This is a genomic window from Frankia sp. AgPm24 (assembly GCF_023243055.1).
In the GTDB taxonomy this organism is placed as follows: domain Bacteria; phylum Actinomycetota; class Actinomycetes; order Frankiales; family Frankiaceae; genus Frankia; species Frankia umida.
Genome location: NZ_JALKFW010000211.1, coordinates 111,035 through 125,576, shown reverse-complemented (window position 1 = coordinate 125,576; position 14,542 = coordinate 111,035). Strand labels below are relative to the sequence as shown.

The 14,542-nt window shown below is 71.8% G+C and carries 12 protein-coding genes; 8 read left to right on the top strand and 4 right to left on the bottom strand.

What is annotated here, in order from left to right:
• The first annotated feature begins 226 nt into the window (after nt 1–226).
• The 8 genes from gap to MXD61_RS23140 all read left to right on the top strand — a co-directional run bounded on the left by gap (nt 227) and on the right by MXD61_RS23140 (nt 9,583).
• Nucleotides 227–1,234 (top strand): type I glyceraldehyde-3-phosphate dehydrogenase, encoded by a 1,008-nt coding sequence (gene gap / locus MXD61_RS23175; protein WP_248815530.1) that lies wholly within the window; start codon nt 227–229, stop codon nt 1,232–1,234.
• A 130-nt stretch (nt 1,235–1,364) separates the two neighbouring features.
• Nucleotides 1,365–2,567 (top strand): phosphoglycerate kinase, encoded by a 1,203-nt coding sequence (gene pgk / locus MXD61_RS23170; RefSeq protein WP_163548980.1) that lies wholly within the window; start codon nt 1,365–1,367, stop codon nt 2,565–2,567.
• 26 nt (nt 2,568–2,593) lie between these two features.
• Nucleotides 2,594–3,433 carry a triose-phosphate isomerase gene (tpiA, locus tag MXD61_RS23165; protein ID WP_248815529.1) on the top strand — a complete coding sequence of 280 codons (840 nt, stop codon included), beginning with the start codon at nt 2,594–2,596 and terminating at the stop codon, nt 3,431–3,433.
• Between the two features lie 1,042 nt (nt 3,434–4,475).
• Nucleotides 4,476–4,706 carry a preprotein translocase subunit SecG gene (secG, locus tag MXD61_RS23160; RefSeq protein WP_163550674.1) on the top strand — a complete coding sequence of 77 codons (231 nt, stop codon included), beginning with the start codon at nt 4,476–4,478 and terminating at the stop codon, nt 4,704–4,706.
• Nucleotides 4,707–4,762: 56 nt separating this feature from the next.
• Nucleotides 4,763–6,526 carry an ABC transporter substrate-binding protein gene (locus tag MXD61_RS23155; protein ID WP_248815528.1) on the top strand — a complete coding sequence of 588 codons (1,764 nt, stop codon included), beginning with the start codon at nt 4,763–4,765 and terminating at the stop codon, nt 6,524–6,526.
• Between the two features lie 283 nt (nt 6,527–6,809).
• On the top strand, nt 6,810–7,145 hold the full coding sequence (locus MXD61_RS23150) for an RNA polymerase-binding protein RbpA (protein ID WP_163550672.1): 336 nt from the start codon (nt 6,810–6,812) through the stop codon (nt 7,143–7,145).
• Between the two features lie 113 nt (nt 7,146–7,258).
• Nucleotides 7,259–9,046: a serine/threonine-protein kinase gene (locus tag MXD61_RS28190; RefSeq protein ID WP_308222826.1), complete on the top strand. Its 1,788-nt coding sequence runs from the start codon at nt 7,259–7,261 to the stop codon at nt 9,044–9,046.
• A gap of 150 nt (nt 9,047–9,196) precedes the next feature.
• Entirely contained in the window at nt 9,197–9,583 is a 387-nt protein-coding gene (locus tag MXD61_RS23140) for an SHOCT domain-containing protein (protein WP_163550755.1), read from the top strand.
• A gap of 149 nt (nt 9,584–9,732) precedes the next feature.
• Here MXD61_RS23140 and pgl read toward each other — a convergent pair whose 3' ends face one another.
• From pgl to tal, 4 genes are all read right to left on the bottom strand, one after another.
• Complete coding sequence (pgl, locus tag MXD61_RS23135; RefSeq protein ID WP_248815527.1) at nt 9,733–10,509, bottom strand: 6-phosphogluconolactonase; 777 nt, start codon at nt 10,507–10,509, stop codon at nt 9,733–9,735.
• On the bottom strand, nt 10,506–11,672 hold the full coding sequence (locus MXD61_RS23130) for a glucose-6-phosphate dehydrogenase assembly protein OpcA (protein WP_248815526.1): 1,167 nt from the start codon (nt 11,670–11,672) through the stop codon (nt 10,506–10,508). Before MXD61_RS23130 ends, pgl begins: the two co-directional genes overlap by 4 nt.
• A 100-nt stretch (nt 11,673–11,772) precedes the next feature.
• Nucleotides 11,773–13,302, bottom strand: coding sequence for a glucose-6-phosphate dehydrogenase (zwf, locus tag MXD61_RS23125; RefSeq protein WP_248815525.1), 1,530 nt, complete (start codon nt 13,300–13,302; stop codon nt 11,773–11,775).
• Nucleotides 13,303–13,333: 31 nt separating this feature from the next.
• The gene (gene tal / locus MXD61_RS23120; RefSeq protein WP_248815524.1) at nt 13,334–14,449 is read right to left on the bottom strand and encodes a transaldolase; all 1,116 of its coding nucleotides are present in this window, start codon (nt 14,447–14,449) and stop codon (nt 13,334–13,336) included.
• Nucleotides 14,450–14,542 lie beyond the last annotated feature (93 nt).

Here is a 14,542-nt window from a genome sequence, read left to right as displayed (position 1 = left end):
GCCGATCGGCGGTGGCGGCCCGGTGCCGTTGGTCCGCGATCGTCCTGGGTGACGGAAATGCGGCCATGTGTGAGGAGACCAACACCGCACGGTTCGGATTGCGGCCGATGATGTGCGAACTCGTTAGGCTCCTCCCTCGACAACGTCATACCGAACGGCGTCATGGCGCAACGGTGTCGTGACGGTCAAAACGACGAGACACACGACGGTAGGGAGAGTTCAGGACGTGGCGACAAGGGTGGGTGTCAACGGCTTCGGGCGGATTGGCCGTAACTTCTGGCGGGCGCTCGCGGCGAGCAAGCGGAACGACCTCGAGATCGTCGCCGTCAACGACCTGACCGACAGCAAGACGCTCGCGCATCTGCTGAAGTACGACACGACGCTGGGCACGCTGGCCGCGCCGGTCAGCGTCACCGACGGTGGCATCAGGGTCGGCGACTCGGTGATCAAGGTGCTCGCCGAGCGTAACCCGGCCGCGCTGCCGTGGGGCGAGCTCGGTGTCGACATCGTGATCGAGTCCACCGGCCGCTTCACCAAGGCCGCCGACGCGGCCCAGCACCTGCAGGCGGGCGCGAAGAAGGTCATCATCTCGGCGCCGGCCAAGGACGAGGACATCACCATCGTCATGGGTGTCAACGACGACACCTACGACCCGGCCACGCAGCACATCCTGTCCAACGCCTCCTGCACCACCAACTGCGTGGCGCCGATGGCGAAGGTCCTCGACGAGGCGTTCGGCATCGTCCAGGGCCTGATGACCACGGTGCACGCCTACACCAACGACCAGGTCATCCTGGACTTCCCGCACTCGGACCTGCGCCGGGCCCGGGCCGCCGCGCAGAACATCATCCCGACCACCACCGGTGCCGCCAAGGCCACCTCGCTCGTCCTGCCGCAGCTCAAGGGCAAGCTGGACGGTCTGGCCATGCGCGTGCCGGTGCTCGACGGCTCGGTCACCGACCTCGTCGCGACGCTGGCGAAGCCGGCCAGCAAGGAGCAGGTCAACGCGGCGTTCAAGGCGGCGGCCGAGGGTCCGCTCAAGGGTTACCTCGTCTACACCGAGGACCCGATCGTCTCCTCCGACATCGTCAACACCCCGGCCTCCTGCACCTTCGACTCGCTGCTGACGATGTCCGCCGGCAACCAGGTCAAGGTCATCGGCTGGTATGACAACGAGTGGGGCTACTCCAACCGCCTGGTCGACCTGACCGCGCTCGTCGGCGCCCGCCTCTAGCTCGTTCGTCCACTTCGTTCGCGCACCTCGCTCGTTCACGCGGCCGGGCCCGGTCCGACCGGGCCCGCCGCGTCACTGCCGCCCGTCCGTCGTCGCCGGCCCGCCGGCCCGAACCCTGGAGTAACACAGAGTGAGGACGATCGACGACCTACAGGTCGCCGGGCACCGTGTTCTGGTCCGCTGCGACCTCAACGTCCCGCTGGACCGCACGGGAGACACCCCGCGCATCACCGACGACGGCCGGGTCCGGGCGAGCCTCCCGACGATCACCGCGCTGCTCGACCGGGGCGCGCGTGTGATCGTCACCTCCCATCTGGGTCGGCCCAAGGGCGAACCGGACGCGAAGTACTCCCTCGAACCCGTCGCCGCCCGGCTGGCCGAACTGCTCGGACGCCCGGTCACCTTCGCCGGCGACGGTAGCGGCGACATCGCCGGCGCGCACGCCCGCAAGGTCGTCGCCGCCCTCGGCGACGGCGAGGTGGCGCTGCTGGAGAACCTGCGTTTCCACCCGGGTGAGACCAGCAAGGACGCCGCCGTGCGGGCCGCGTTCGCCGACGAACTGGCCGCGCTCGCCGAGTTCTACGTCGGGGACGCCTTCGGTGCCGTGCACCGCGCGCACGCCAGCGTCGTCGACGTGCCCAAGCACCTGCCACACGCCGCCGGCAGCCTCGTGCTCGCCGAACTCGACGTGCTGCGCCGGCTGTCCAGCGACCCGGCCCGCCCGTACGCGGTGGTGCTCGGTGGCTCGAAGGTCTCCGACAAGCTCGGCGTGATCCGCGCCCTGCTGCCGAAGGTCGACGCCCTGCTCGTCGGCGGCGGCATGTGCTTCACCTTCCTGGCCGCGCTCGGTCACGGCGTCGGCGCCTCGCTGCTCGAAGCCGACATGATCGACACCTGCTCGGCGCTGCTGGCCGAGGGCGGCGACCGGATCGTGCTGCCCACCGATGTGGTCGTCGCCGACCGCTTCGCCGCCGACGCCGCCACCGCCACCGTCGCCGCCGACGCCATCCCCGACGGCTGGCTCGGCCTGGACATCGGCCCCGCCTCCACCGCCGCGTTCGCCGCCCGCCTCGCCGGCGCCGCCACCGTCTTCTGGAACGGCCCGATGGGCGTGTTCGAACTGGCCCCGTTCGCCGAGGGCACCCGCGGGGTCGCCGAGGCCATCGCGGCCGGCCCCGGCTTCTCCGTCGTCGGCGGGGGCGACTCGGCCGCCGCCGTGCGCACCCTGGGCATCCCCGACGCCGGCTTCAGCCACATCTCCACCGGTGGCGGTGCCAGCCTCGAATACCTCGAGGGCAAGGCCCTGCCCGGCCTCGCCGCCCTTGACGTCTGAGCGACGACACCCGCGGGGGCGAGCACATGGCACTGGGACGTGGACGAACCGAGAAGGGTAGAACCGTGAGCGCGAAACCGACCACCGGTAGCGGTCGCCGGACGCTGGTCGCCGGCAACTGGAAGATGAACCTCAACCACCTTGAGGCGATCGCGCTGACACAGAAGGTCGCCTTCGACCTCAAGCCCGCCGAACTCGAGGCGGTCGAGGTCGTGGTGATCCCGCCGTTCACCGACCTGCGCAGCGTGCAGACCCTCATCGACGGCGACAGACTGAAGCTCGCCTACGGCGCGCAGGACCTCTCCGCGCACGCCTCGGGCGCGCACACCGGCGACATCGCCGGTTCGATGCTCGCGAAGCTTGGCTGCTCGTACGTCGTCGTCGGCCACTCCGAGCGCCGCGCCGACCACCACGAGGACGACGCCACCGTGGCGGCCAAGGCCAAGGCCGCGTTCGCCGTCGGGATCACCCCGATCCTGTGCGTCGGCGAGGTCGAGGCGATCCGGGTCGCCGGCACCCACGTCGAGCACGTGCTCGGCCAACTGGCCGGCTCGCTCGCCGGGATCACCGCCGAGCAGGCCACCTCGATCGTCATCGCCTACGAGCCCGTCTGGGCCATCGGCACCGGCCGCACCGCCTCCGCCCAGGACGCCCAGGACATGTGCGCCGCCATCCGCGGCAAACTCGCCGACCTCTACACCGGCACCATCGCCGCCGGCATCCGGGTGCTCTACGGCGGATCGGTCAAGGCGGCCAACGCCGGCGAGCTGTTCACGATGCCCGACATCGACGGCGGCCTGGTCGGCGGTGCGAGCCTGCTCGCCGATGACTTCGTCGGCATCGTCCGCAGCAGCCCCACCAGCTGATCCCCGGACACGCCCGAGGTCCGCTTCCGTTTCCGTTTCCGCTCTGACCCCGTCCACCACACGAGGCGGCGCTGGTCCGTTGTCGCCCGCGCTGCCCCGGCCGGTGTGCCAAGGTGATCACGGTGTACCCCGCCCACCGGCCGAGACGATCACGGTGTTCCGCGGTCACCACGGTGCGCCGCACCCGCTGGCCGAGATGATCACGGTGTTCCGCGGCCCCTGGCCGAGATGATCAAGGAATGCCGCGGTGATCCAGCCATGCCGAGGGTTGTTTGATGTCATGCCGAGGGGTGTTCGGTCGTCGGGCCTCCGACACGCCGAACATCCCTCGGCGGTTGGCGGGCGTCCGGCGTGTCGCCGATGCCTGGCGGCAGGGTCGGCGCCGAGCGTGGTTGCTTCTATACCTGAGCGTGATCGTTGCTCTGGTTCAGGGTGGACTTGGTGGCGGGGGCTGGCCGAGCCCGTCGATGCGGCCGAGCCCGTCGAGTCCGTCGAGTCCGTCGAGCCCCGGCCGGCCGCTGTGTCCGGACCGGCCGCTGTGTCCCGCCGTGCCGTCCGCACGGCTTCTTCGGGCTTCCGTGCGATCACTTCAGGTGTCGGTCCGGTGTCGTTGCCCCGCGGCTGGGCGCCCTGGCGCCGAGGCGGGATCGTTCGCGGATGTCGGCCTCCCCAGGCCGTCGGTGGGCGCGGACGTGCGGCGGTGGGAGAGGGCGGGTGGGGACAGGGGCGGGGTGGGATGGGGTGGTGCTGGTGGTGCTGGTGGTGGTGTGGTCGGGAGCATTCGGGTCGCGCAGGGCGTTGGCGGTGTGCGGGGGTGCGGTACTTTCACTGAGTAGCATCACCCACCACGTCGCATCTGACGGTCTCTACCCGTGGGCGAGATGGCCGCGGGTGAGATGAGCGTGGGTGAGATGAGCGTGGACGCGGGGCGCTGGACGCGACCTGGCGCCGTCGGCGTCGGTGTCGGCGTCGGTGGCGGCGTCCCGACTGAACCGGGTGGCGGTGCTCTGCCGCCTCCCCTGGGAGCGGGAGCTGGTCCGAAATGACGATCGGTCTGTCGATCGCCCTGATTGTCGCGAGCGTTCTGATGATTCTGCTCGTACTGCTGCACCGGGCGAAGGGCGGTGGGCTCTCGACACTGTTCGGCGGTGGCGTGTCATCGTCGCTCGGCGGGTCGTCGATGGTGGAGAAGAACCTCGACCGATTGACGATCATTGTGGGCAGTGTGTGGTTCGTGTGCATTATCGGTCTCGGTCTGCTGCTGAAGAATTGAGTTCTCCGCGTGCTCGCCGCGGCTTTCATCGGCTGGCGGCGTTTCGAAGCGCGGCGGTGGCGCTCGCCGCGGCGCTGGCGCTGGTCGCGGGTGCGGCCTGCGGCGGTGGGGGCGGTGGGGGCAGTGGTGAGCCGCCGAGTTCCGTGACGCCCACGGCGGTGGCCGCGGCCACCACGGCGCCGGTCGCCAAGCCCGGTGGAACCCTGCGCATCGTCGCGGGGCGAATGCCCAGCGGCGATCCCGGCTGGGCCACGACGCCGGCCGAGCAGGCCGTGGCCCGCCTGGTCACCCGTCAGCTCTACAGCTATCCGAGCGACGCGGATCCGTCCCGGTCGACGGTCCCGCGTCCGGACCTGGCGGTCGGCGCACCGATGGTCACCGAGAACGGGCTGGTGTACACGGTGCGGCTGCGCGCGGCGGCCCGGTGGGACACGCCGAACCAGCGCCGGATCACGGCCAATGACGTCGCCCGTGGGATCAAGCGGCTGTGCACACCGCCGAGTCCGTCGCCGTTGCGTGGTTACTTCGCCGCGACGATCGTCGGATTCCGGTTGTTCTGCGACGAGCTTGCCGCCACCCCGGTCGACGATGCCGCGGCGTTCATCGAGAGCACCACGATCGAGGGCGTCGAGATCGTCGGCGACGACACGGTGGCCTTTCACCTGCTCGCCCCGGTGAACGACTTCGTCGACGTGCTGGCGCTGCCCGCGGCGTCCCCGGCGCCGTTGGAGGCGCTGGCCTACCCGGCGAACTCCTCGGAGTACCTGCACAACCTGATCTCGGCCGGGCCGTACCGGTTCACCGGGGCGCGCGACGACACGCCCGGCTACCGGCTGGCCCGTAACCCGTCCTGGAACGCGTCCTCGGACGCGATCCGACGGGCGCTGGTCGACCACATCACCATCACCGACGGTCAGACGTCCGAGGCGATGTTGCAGGAACTCGAGACCGGTGACGCGGACATGTCCCTCGATCCGGTGCTCACCACCGCACGGGCGAAGGAGCTCGCGAAGGCCAGGGACAACCGGCTCGCCCTCGACGAGGTCGGTACCACGGTGGCGTTGACCGTCGGCCTGAACGGTCCGTCCGCGGCGGCGCTGCGCGAACCGACGATCCGCCAGGCGCTGCCGTACTGCGTGGACCGCGCGGGACTCGCGGACGCGCTCGGCGGGCCGGAGCTCGCGACCGCGTCCACCGGGCTGTTGCAGGAGCCGATGACCGGTTTCAGTGACCTCGACCCGTTCCCGGACACCGGGGACGGTGGTGACCCGCAGCGATGCCGGGAGGCGCTGAGCACCACCCCGGGCGGACCCGTGACGGCCCTGTCGCTGCTGACCTCGGACAGTCCCGCGGACGCCGCGGTCGCCGAGGCCCTGCGGGCGGCGTTCGCGCGCGCCGGGATCCGCCTGGACGTGCGGATTCGCACGGGCGACCGGTACACCACCGCCGCCGTGGCGCCCCGCGGCCAGTTCTGGGACCTGGCACTGACCAGAATCACCCCGGCCTGGTACGGCGACGCCGGCCGTACGGTCTTCCAGCCGCTGCTCGACGAGACCTGGGTGGGCCCCCGGCCGGCTGACGGCGGCTACCGTGAGCTCGCCGCTGGCCGGCAGCTGGACGCCGCGCTGCGCGCGACCTCCGAGACCGACGCGGTCACCGACTGGGGGGAGCTCGAGCAGACCGTCGTCGGCAGCGCCGCGGTGATCCCCCTGGTCGTCGTGCACGCCCCGGTGATGCACAGCGCCAACATCACGACGTTCGCGATCGTCCCCTCGATCGGCACCGCCGACCCCACCGCCGTCTCGCTCGGCTCCGGCTGACCTCGTGGTGGGCCGGCTGACCTCGTGGTGGGCTGGTAGGGGTCGGGAGGTTATCGTCCGGGGTGTGCGTGGCCGGCTTGGGGTGGTCGGTGCATCCACGTCGGGCTGTGGCGGCCTACACTCCCCCCAGGACGTACCCGGAGGGACAACCGGGGGAGTGCCGGGAACGTCGGGCTTGCTCGACTGGCTGTCGTCCGCACGGTGAGTGGTCACCGGGGCGGGTGGGGCCGGTAGGCGTCGGCGAACTGCAATCCATGGGACGAGACGAAGGAGTACGCGGGCCGTGGCAGGTGGCAACGCCATTCGGGGGAGCCGGGTCGGGGCCGGACCAATGGGAGAGGCCGAGCGGGGCGAAACTGCGCCCCGCCAGCGCATCTCCTTCTGGTGCGCGAACGAACACGAGACCAAGCCGTCGTTCGCGGCGGACGCGGCGGTACCCGAGACATGGGACTGCCCGAGCTGCGGGCTGCCGGCAGGCCGGGACCGGGAGAACACCCCCGCCCCGCCTCGCACCGAGCCGTACAAGACGCATCTCGCGTACGTCCGGGAGCGGCGCAACGAGAAGGACGGTGAGGCGATCCTCGCTGAGGCCCTCGCGAAGTTGCGGGGTGCCTCCTAGCCTGATCGGGTGCGTGCCTGACCGGGTGCGATGTCTGATCGGGTGCGATCCCACCCGATGCGGGTCGGCTGGGTGCGGCTGCGGCTGGGCCGCTCCCAGCGGATGGCGCTGGCGTGGTGACTGAGCCGGACGCGGCCGGCCAGAGCGGTCACGAAACGGCCGGCGTGGTCGGGCCGGCTGGCGTGGTCGGGCCGACTGGCACGGTCGAAGCGGTCGAAGCGACTGGCGGCGATGGCGGCGGGCGGCTGGTCGCGGGGCGTTACCGGCTGGGCGTCTGGCTTGGCGCCGGTGGGATGGGCACGGTCTGGCATGCCCACGACGAGCTGTTACGGGTCGACGTCGCGCTCAAGGAGATCCGCTTCCCGGCGGACCTCGACGACGCCGAGCGCGCCGGGCAGATGGCGGCGGCGATGCGGGAGGCCCGCACGGCCGCGCGGCTGCGCGGCAACCCGCATGTCGTCACCGTCCACGACGCCGTCGAACACGACGGTCTCCCGTGGATCGTCATGGAACACGTGCCGGCCGACACCCTGGCGGCCACCGTCGAACGGCACGGACCACTCGCCGTCGCCCGCGTCGCCGAGATCGGCCTCGCCGTGCTGGACGCCCTCGTCGCCGGGCAGCGCCTCGGGGTGCTGCACCGGGATGTGAAACCGTCCAACATCCTGCTGGCCCACGACGGGCGTGTGCTGCTGACCGACTTCGGTATCGCCGCGCAGGCCGGCGACCCGACCATCCCTGACCGCTCCACGCGGGCCGAGGCGGCCGGACCGCTCGTCCTGGTCGCCGTGGAGCGTCTGCTCAGCCGCGGCGGCACACCCGCCTACTCGGCGCCCGAACGTCTCGTCAACGGCATCGCGACGCTCTCCGGTGATCTGTTCTCCCTCGGTGCGAGCCTGTACTTCGCCGTCGAGGGCCGTTCGCCGTTCGCCCGCGAGGACCTGCCGACCACCATCGGCGCCGTCGTCGGATCCGAACCACCCGCGTTCACCCGCGCCGGTCCGCTCGCCCATCCGCTCGCCGGCCTGCTCGCCAAGACCCCGGCCACCCGGCTGGACGCCCAGGGCGCCGAGGCTCTCCTGCGGTGGGCCCGCTCGTCGTCCTCCGGTCCCGGTGCGGCCGCCGGGTCCGGTTCCTCGATCATCGCCGCGTCGGGGTCCAGGGCGCCTGACCACGAGCTTGCGGCGGCGGGACGGTCAGCGCTGGCGGGGGAGGTCGTCCGGGATGCGGGGGGCGCTGCCGGGGGAGCGGAGGAGCCGGGGGGAGCCGCGCGACCAGGGCAGGGCCGGGTGCGGTGGTCGGGTCGATGGCTGCTTGCCGGCGCGGTGATCGTGGCGGCGCTCGTCGCGGGTGGCCTCGCGCTGTTCGGTGACGATGGGCAGCCCGCCGGTGCCGATCGCCAGCGACCGAGCGCCAGCGTGGCGCCGGCGCCGGCGCCGGCCAGCGGGTCCGCACCTTCGCCAGCACCCGCCACCAGGGCGGCACCCGTCCCTTCGTCGGCGGCCACGGCCACGGTGCCGGCGGGCCTGATCGGACGCTGGCAGGGCACCGTCACGCAGGGACCGCTCACCTTTCCGCTCACGGTGACGCTGCGGGCGGGACGGGCCGGCGAGGCGGTGGGTACCGCCCGCAATCCTCGTGACGGATGCACCAGCGACCTGGTGCTGATCTCGACGGGCGCCGATGACGATCCAAGCAGCCACGAGGTCGCGATCAGCGCTGATGGACGCGGCGCCACCTCGGCCCGCTTTCGCGAGCGGCTCACCAACGGATCGCTGTCGTGCACCGAGGTGGATGTCGACGTGCTGACCCCGCTGCCCGATGGCACGGTCAGGTTCAGCTACACCGCGTCCCCGCTGGCCTCCTCCGGCCATGCCGTGCTCCGGCGGGTGGGCGACTAGCGCGCGGTCAGGGGTCGAACATGTCGATCCCGGTGGTCCTGCTCCCGGCCTCAGGGCTGGAGGGCGCGCGCAGACGTGGCAGGTGGGCTGGGCGGGTATTACCAGGACCTGGGCGTTCGGCAGCTGCCGCGCCCGACTGGAGGTACGGTCATGGATCCTGACTTCCCGCTGTTGAGCGTCTTTCTCTACATGTTGTGGTTCTTCGCGTTCGTACTGTGGATCTGGTTGCTGGTCGCGGTGATCACGGATGTGTTCCGTAGCCACGACATGTCCGGATGGGCCAAGGCCGGTTGGACGGCGGCGATCATCATACTGCCCTGGGTGGGCGTGCTCGCCTATCTGATCGTCCGGGGCGGCAGCATGCACGAGCGCAACCGTGCGGCCGCCGAACGTAACGAGCAGGCCTGGCGGTCCTACCTGCGGGAGGCTGCCGGGACGAGCCGGGCCGACGAGCTCGGCAAGCTCGCCCACCTGCACGATCAGGGCGTCATCTCGGACGGTGAGTACGAGCGCGGCAAGACGAAGATCCTCACCTGACCCACCGGAGGCTGTCCACCGCCGCCCGGTGGCCACCAGGGCCTTGGCCCCAGTGGCCACCGGGCGGCGGCGCCGTGTGCGCCCCGTTGCCGTGCCGTGCGTGCCGTGCGTGCTGTGCCGTGCCGTGCCGGTGCTCGTGGCGGGCCGGGTCAGCGGGCTGTGGGCAGGCGGGACGCGGCCGCACGGTCGGCCAGCCACAGGGTGCGCTCCCGGCCGACGGCACCGGTCGCGGGAACCTCGATCGGACCGGCACCGGCGAAGGCGGCCGCGACCGCCTGCGCCTTCTCCTCGCCGGCGACGATCACCCACACCTGACGTGCCGACTGGATCGTCGCCAGCGTCAGCGAGATCCGCACGGGCGGCGGCTTCGGACTGTTCCCGACGGCCACGACCGCCTCGGTGGACGTCACCCCGGGCAGGTTCGGGAACAGCGACGCGACGTGCCCGTCCGGGCCGAGGCCGAGCAGGACCACGTCGAAGACGGGCAGGTTCGCCCCTGGCGCGGCCCGGCTGGCCAGCAGCTCGGCGTACTGCGCCGCGGCGGCCGTGGCGGCCGTGAGCGCGGCGGCGTCGTCGGCGGCCGGCTCACGCGGGTGACCCATCGGGAAGATCCGGGCGGGATCGACCGGGAGATGGTCGAGCAGCGCCTCCCGGGCCTGGCGTTCGTTGCGGTCCGGGGAGTCGGCCGCGACGAAACGCTCGTCTCCCCACCACACGTCGACCCGCGACCAGTCCACCGCGTCGAAGGCCGGGCTGGTCCGCACCGCGCGCAGCAGCGCGATGCCGATGCCACCGCCGGTCAGGACGACCGACGCCTCGCCGCGCTCGGCCTGCCCGTCGACCAGGGCCGTGATCAGCCGGGCGGCGACGGCCCGGGCGAGAACGCCCGCGTCGGGATGCGGGACGAGCAAGGGCTCGGCCGTCATGCGCCGCCCCTGGTCCGCGAGGCCGGCCCGGCCGGCCCCGAGCGGCGCGGTGCGCCGGGAGCGGCCCGTCCCGCCGCCGGACGACCCTCACCCGCGGGTGTGGTCGGCGCCGAGGGGGGCGTGGGAGCCGGCGCCGAGGGCGCGGCGGGGGTGGTGGGGGCCGCCGCGGTGGCCGCGCCCACGCCGGCGGGGACCGGGGTGTGCTGCATCGGGTCGCGCCAGATGTGCTCGCGATGCGGGTTGCGCTCGGCCAGGTTCGGCAGGTTGCTCCAGGTGCCGAGCGCCTCGGCGAAGGTGACGTCGTCGTCGAGGCGACGCAGTTCCTCGGCGAGCAGCTCGCCGAGGCCGCCTTCGACCAGCGGCAGGACCCGGTCGGGGTAACCGGAACGGGCGATCGTCGCCGAATGGGCGTCGGTGCGGGTGATCGCGAGGCGGTCGCTGCCGAGTTCGACGGCGACGCCGCCGATGGTGGCGTCGCCACCGGTCTCGCGCACCGTCACCGCGACGCCGAGCCGGTTGCGCAGCCAGCCGGCGAACAGCTGGGCGCTCGGGTTCGACCGTCCGGCGCTGATCGTCACGGCGGTCGGCTGGTCGCTGACCGCGTCGAACGCGGCGGCGAGCAGGGTCCGCCACGGGGAGAGCCGGGTCCACGCGACGTCGGTGTCGCCCGGGGCGAAGTCCGTGGCCCGCTGGGTGAGGGCGGCCAGCGGGTCGGGTGCCCGGGAGACGTCGGTGACGCGGCGGTCGGCGAACACGCCGAGCGGGTCGTGGGCGATCCGGACCGGCGGCTCGTCATGCCACCAGGTGACGACCGGGGCGTCCGGGGCGAGCAGGGGCAGCACGACCGATTCGGCGTGCAGCGCGAGGCGTCCGGACATCCGCATGACGACGGCCTCGCCCGGGCCGAGCCGGCCGCCGATCGACACCTCCGCGTCCAACCGGGGATGCGGCGCGTCGATCTGGCGGCGCACGACCAGCAGCAGCCGGCACGGATGCGCGGACGCCGCCTGGGTCGCCGCGGCCTCGGCCTCGCGGACGTTCTTCTCGTCGACGACGGCGACGAGGGTGAGCGCCAGACCGAAGGCGAGGGCCCCGGCCGCACGCCGTTCGGCCGCGAGCGCCTTGACCACATCGGATCCGGTGGTGTCCCACAGTGTGGTCACGAGATGCTCCTCTCCGCCCAGCGACGGCACTGCGCCCGGGACGAACGTCCGAAGGTGCGTCCAAAGGTGCGTCCGGAGACGGTGGGATGCCCGGCGGCGATCATGGGCGCCGCCAGCGGCGGCTGTCGAGGGCGAGCATCTCGTCGGCGGCCGTGGGACCCCAGCTGCCCGCCCGGTACCGGAACGGGGTGGTGCTCGCCCAGTGCTCCTCGAGCGGGTCGATGATCCGCCACGACTCCTCGACCTCGGCGTTGTTCGGGAACAGCGTCGCGTCGCCGAGCAGGACGTCCAGGATGAGCCGCTCGTAGGCCTCGGGTAGCGCCTCGGTGAACGCCTCGCCGAACAGGAAGTCCATCGCGACGTCGCGGACCTCCATCGCCGAGCCCGGCACCTTGGAACCGAACTTCAGCGTGACACCCTCGTCCGGCTGCACCCGGATGACGAGCTGGTTGTTGCCGAGTTCGGCCGTGTCGGTCTGGTCGAAGGGCAGGTGCGGCGCCTTCTTGAACACGATCGCGATCTCGGTGACCCGCCGCGGCAGCCGCTTGCCGGTGCGCAGGTAGAACGGCACACCAGCCCAGCGCCGGGTCTCGATGCCCAGGCGCACCGCCGCGTAGGTCTCGGTCCGCGAGTCCGCTGGGATGTCCTTCTCGTCCAGGTAGCCGGCGACCCGCTCGCCCGCGAGCCAGCCCTGCTCGTACTGACCGCGCACCGCGTAGCGGGCGAGGTCGTCCGGCAGCGACACCGCGCGCAGAACCTTGATCTTCTCGGTGCGGATGGTCTCCGCGCTGAAGCTGACCGGCTCCTCCATCGCGGTGAGCGCCAGCAGTTGCAGCAGGTGGTTCTGCAGGACGTCGCGGGCGGCACCGGTCTCGTCGTAGAACCCGGCCCGGGTGCCGATGCCGACATCCTCGGCCATGGTGATCTGCACCGAGTCGACGAACTGCGAGTTCCAGATCGGTTCGAACAACGTGTTCGCGAAGCGCAGCGCGAACAGGTTCTGTACCGTCTCCTTGCCGAGGTAGTGGTCGATCCGGTACACCCCGGCCGGTGTGAACACGTCGTCCACCAGCGAGTTCAGCTCGCGGGCGGAGCCGAGGTCATGCCCGAACGGCTTCTCGATGACCACCCGGCGCCACGCGTCGCCGCCGGTGTTGGCCAGGCCGGTGCGCTGCATCTGCTTGAGCACGACCGGGAACGCCGACGGCGGGACGGACAGGTAGAACGCCGCGTTGCCGCCGATACCGTGGCTGCGGTCAAGCTCCTCCAGCGTGGCGCAGAGCTTGTCGAAGGCCACATCATCGTCGAACGAGCCCGGTACGAACCGGATCGAGCTCTCCAGGCGGTCCCACACCTCGGCGCGGAACGGGGTACGCGCGCCCTTCTCGGCGGATTCGCGGGCGAACTGGGCGAAGTCGCCGTGCTCCCAGTCGCGCCGGGCGAAGCCGAGCAGGACGAACCCCGGCGGCAGCAGACCGCGGTTGGCCAGGTCGTACACGGCCGGGATGAGCTTCTTGCGGCTGAGGTCTCCGGTCACGCCGAACACCACGAGGGCGCTGGCGTCCGGGAGTCGCGGCAGCCTGCGGTCGCGCGGATCCCGCAGCGGGTTGGAGTTCAGCGTGGACGCCACCCGATCCCCCTTCGTGTTCGTCGTGGGCCGGTCAGCGGGCGGCATCGGAGCGGCCGAGCTGCTGGGCCACCGTGTCGAGCAGCTGCTTCCACGAGTCCTCGAACTTCTGGACGCCCTGTGCCTCGAGCGTCTCCACGACATCATCGATGTCGACGCCGACCGTGGCGAGGGCGGCGAACACCGCCCGGGCGTCGGCGTAGTTCGGCCGGATCGTCTCGCCGGACACGCTGCCGTGGTCGGCGAACGCCTGCAACGTGGCCTCGGGCATCGTGTTGACGGTGCCGGGGGCGATCAGCTCGGTGACGTAGATCGTGTCCGGCAGCGACGGGTCCTTCGTCGAGGTCGACGCCCACAGCGGACGCTGCGCCTTGGCGCCCTTGGCGGCCAGTGCCGCCCAGCGGGGCGAGCCGAAGATCTTCTCGTACCGCTCGTAGGCCAGGCGCGCGTTCGCGATCGCGGCCTTGGCGTGCAGGGCCTTCGCCGCCGGCGTACCGATCTTGTCGAGGCGGCTGTCCACCTCGGAGTCGACCCGGCTGACGAAGAACGACGCCACCGAGGCGAGATCGGAGACGTCACGCCCGGCGGCGACGGCCTGCTCGACACCGGTCAGGAAGGCCTCGATCACCGCCTCGTAGCGCTCCAGGCCGAAGATCAGGGTGACGTTGACGCTGATCCCCTCGGAGATCACCCGGGTGATCGCTGGCAGGCCCGCGAGGGTGGCCGGGATCTTGATGAACAGGTTCGGCCGGTCGACGAGCCACCACAGCGCGCGGGCCTCGGCCACGGTGCGCTCGGTGTCGTGGGCCAGTCGGGGGTCGACCTCCAGGGAGACCCGGCCGTCGACCCCGCCGCTGGCGTCGTACACGCCACGCAGCACGTCGCAGGCCTCGCGGACGTCGGCCGCGGTGATCGCCCGAACGGCCTCACCGACATCGACGCCACGGACCTTCAGGTCATGCAGCTGCTCGGAGTACTGATCGCCCGAACCGATCGCCTTCTGGAAGATCGTCGGGTTGCTGGTCACACCGACGACATCACGGGTGGCGACCAGGTCGGCGAGATTGCCGGTGCGCAGTCGCTGACGGCTGATGTCGTCCAGCCAGACCGCCACTCCGGCGGCCGAGAGCTCGGACAGGGGAGTGCTCATCGGTGGTGTGTTTCCTCTCCGCGGCGATGGATCCTTCACACGATCTCAAGCTCGTCCCGGCGTGCGTGATGCCGGGACGATCCGTGAATCCGG

Bases quoted from the DNA above. Each gene is read 5' to 3' on its own strand.
- tpiA (WP_248815529.1), top strand. From the start codon at position 2,594: ATGGCACTGGGACGTGGACGAACCGAGAAGGGTAGAACCGTGAGCGCG.
- secG (WP_163550674.1), top strand. From the start codon at position 4,476: ATGACGATCGGTCTGTCGATCGCCCTGATTGTCGCGAGCGTTCTGATG.
- MXD61_RS23140 (WP_163550755.1), top strand. From the start codon at position 9,197: ATGGATCCTGACTTCCCGCTGTTGAGCGTCTTTCTCTACATGTTGTGG.
- pgl (WP_248815527.1), bottom strand. From the start codon at position 10,509: ATGACGGCCGAGCCCTTGCTCGTCCCGCATCCCGACGCGGGCGTTCTC.
- tal (WP_248815524.1), bottom strand. From the start codon at position 14,449: ATGAGCACTCCCCTGTCCGAGCTCTCGGCCGCCGGAGTGGCGGTCTGG.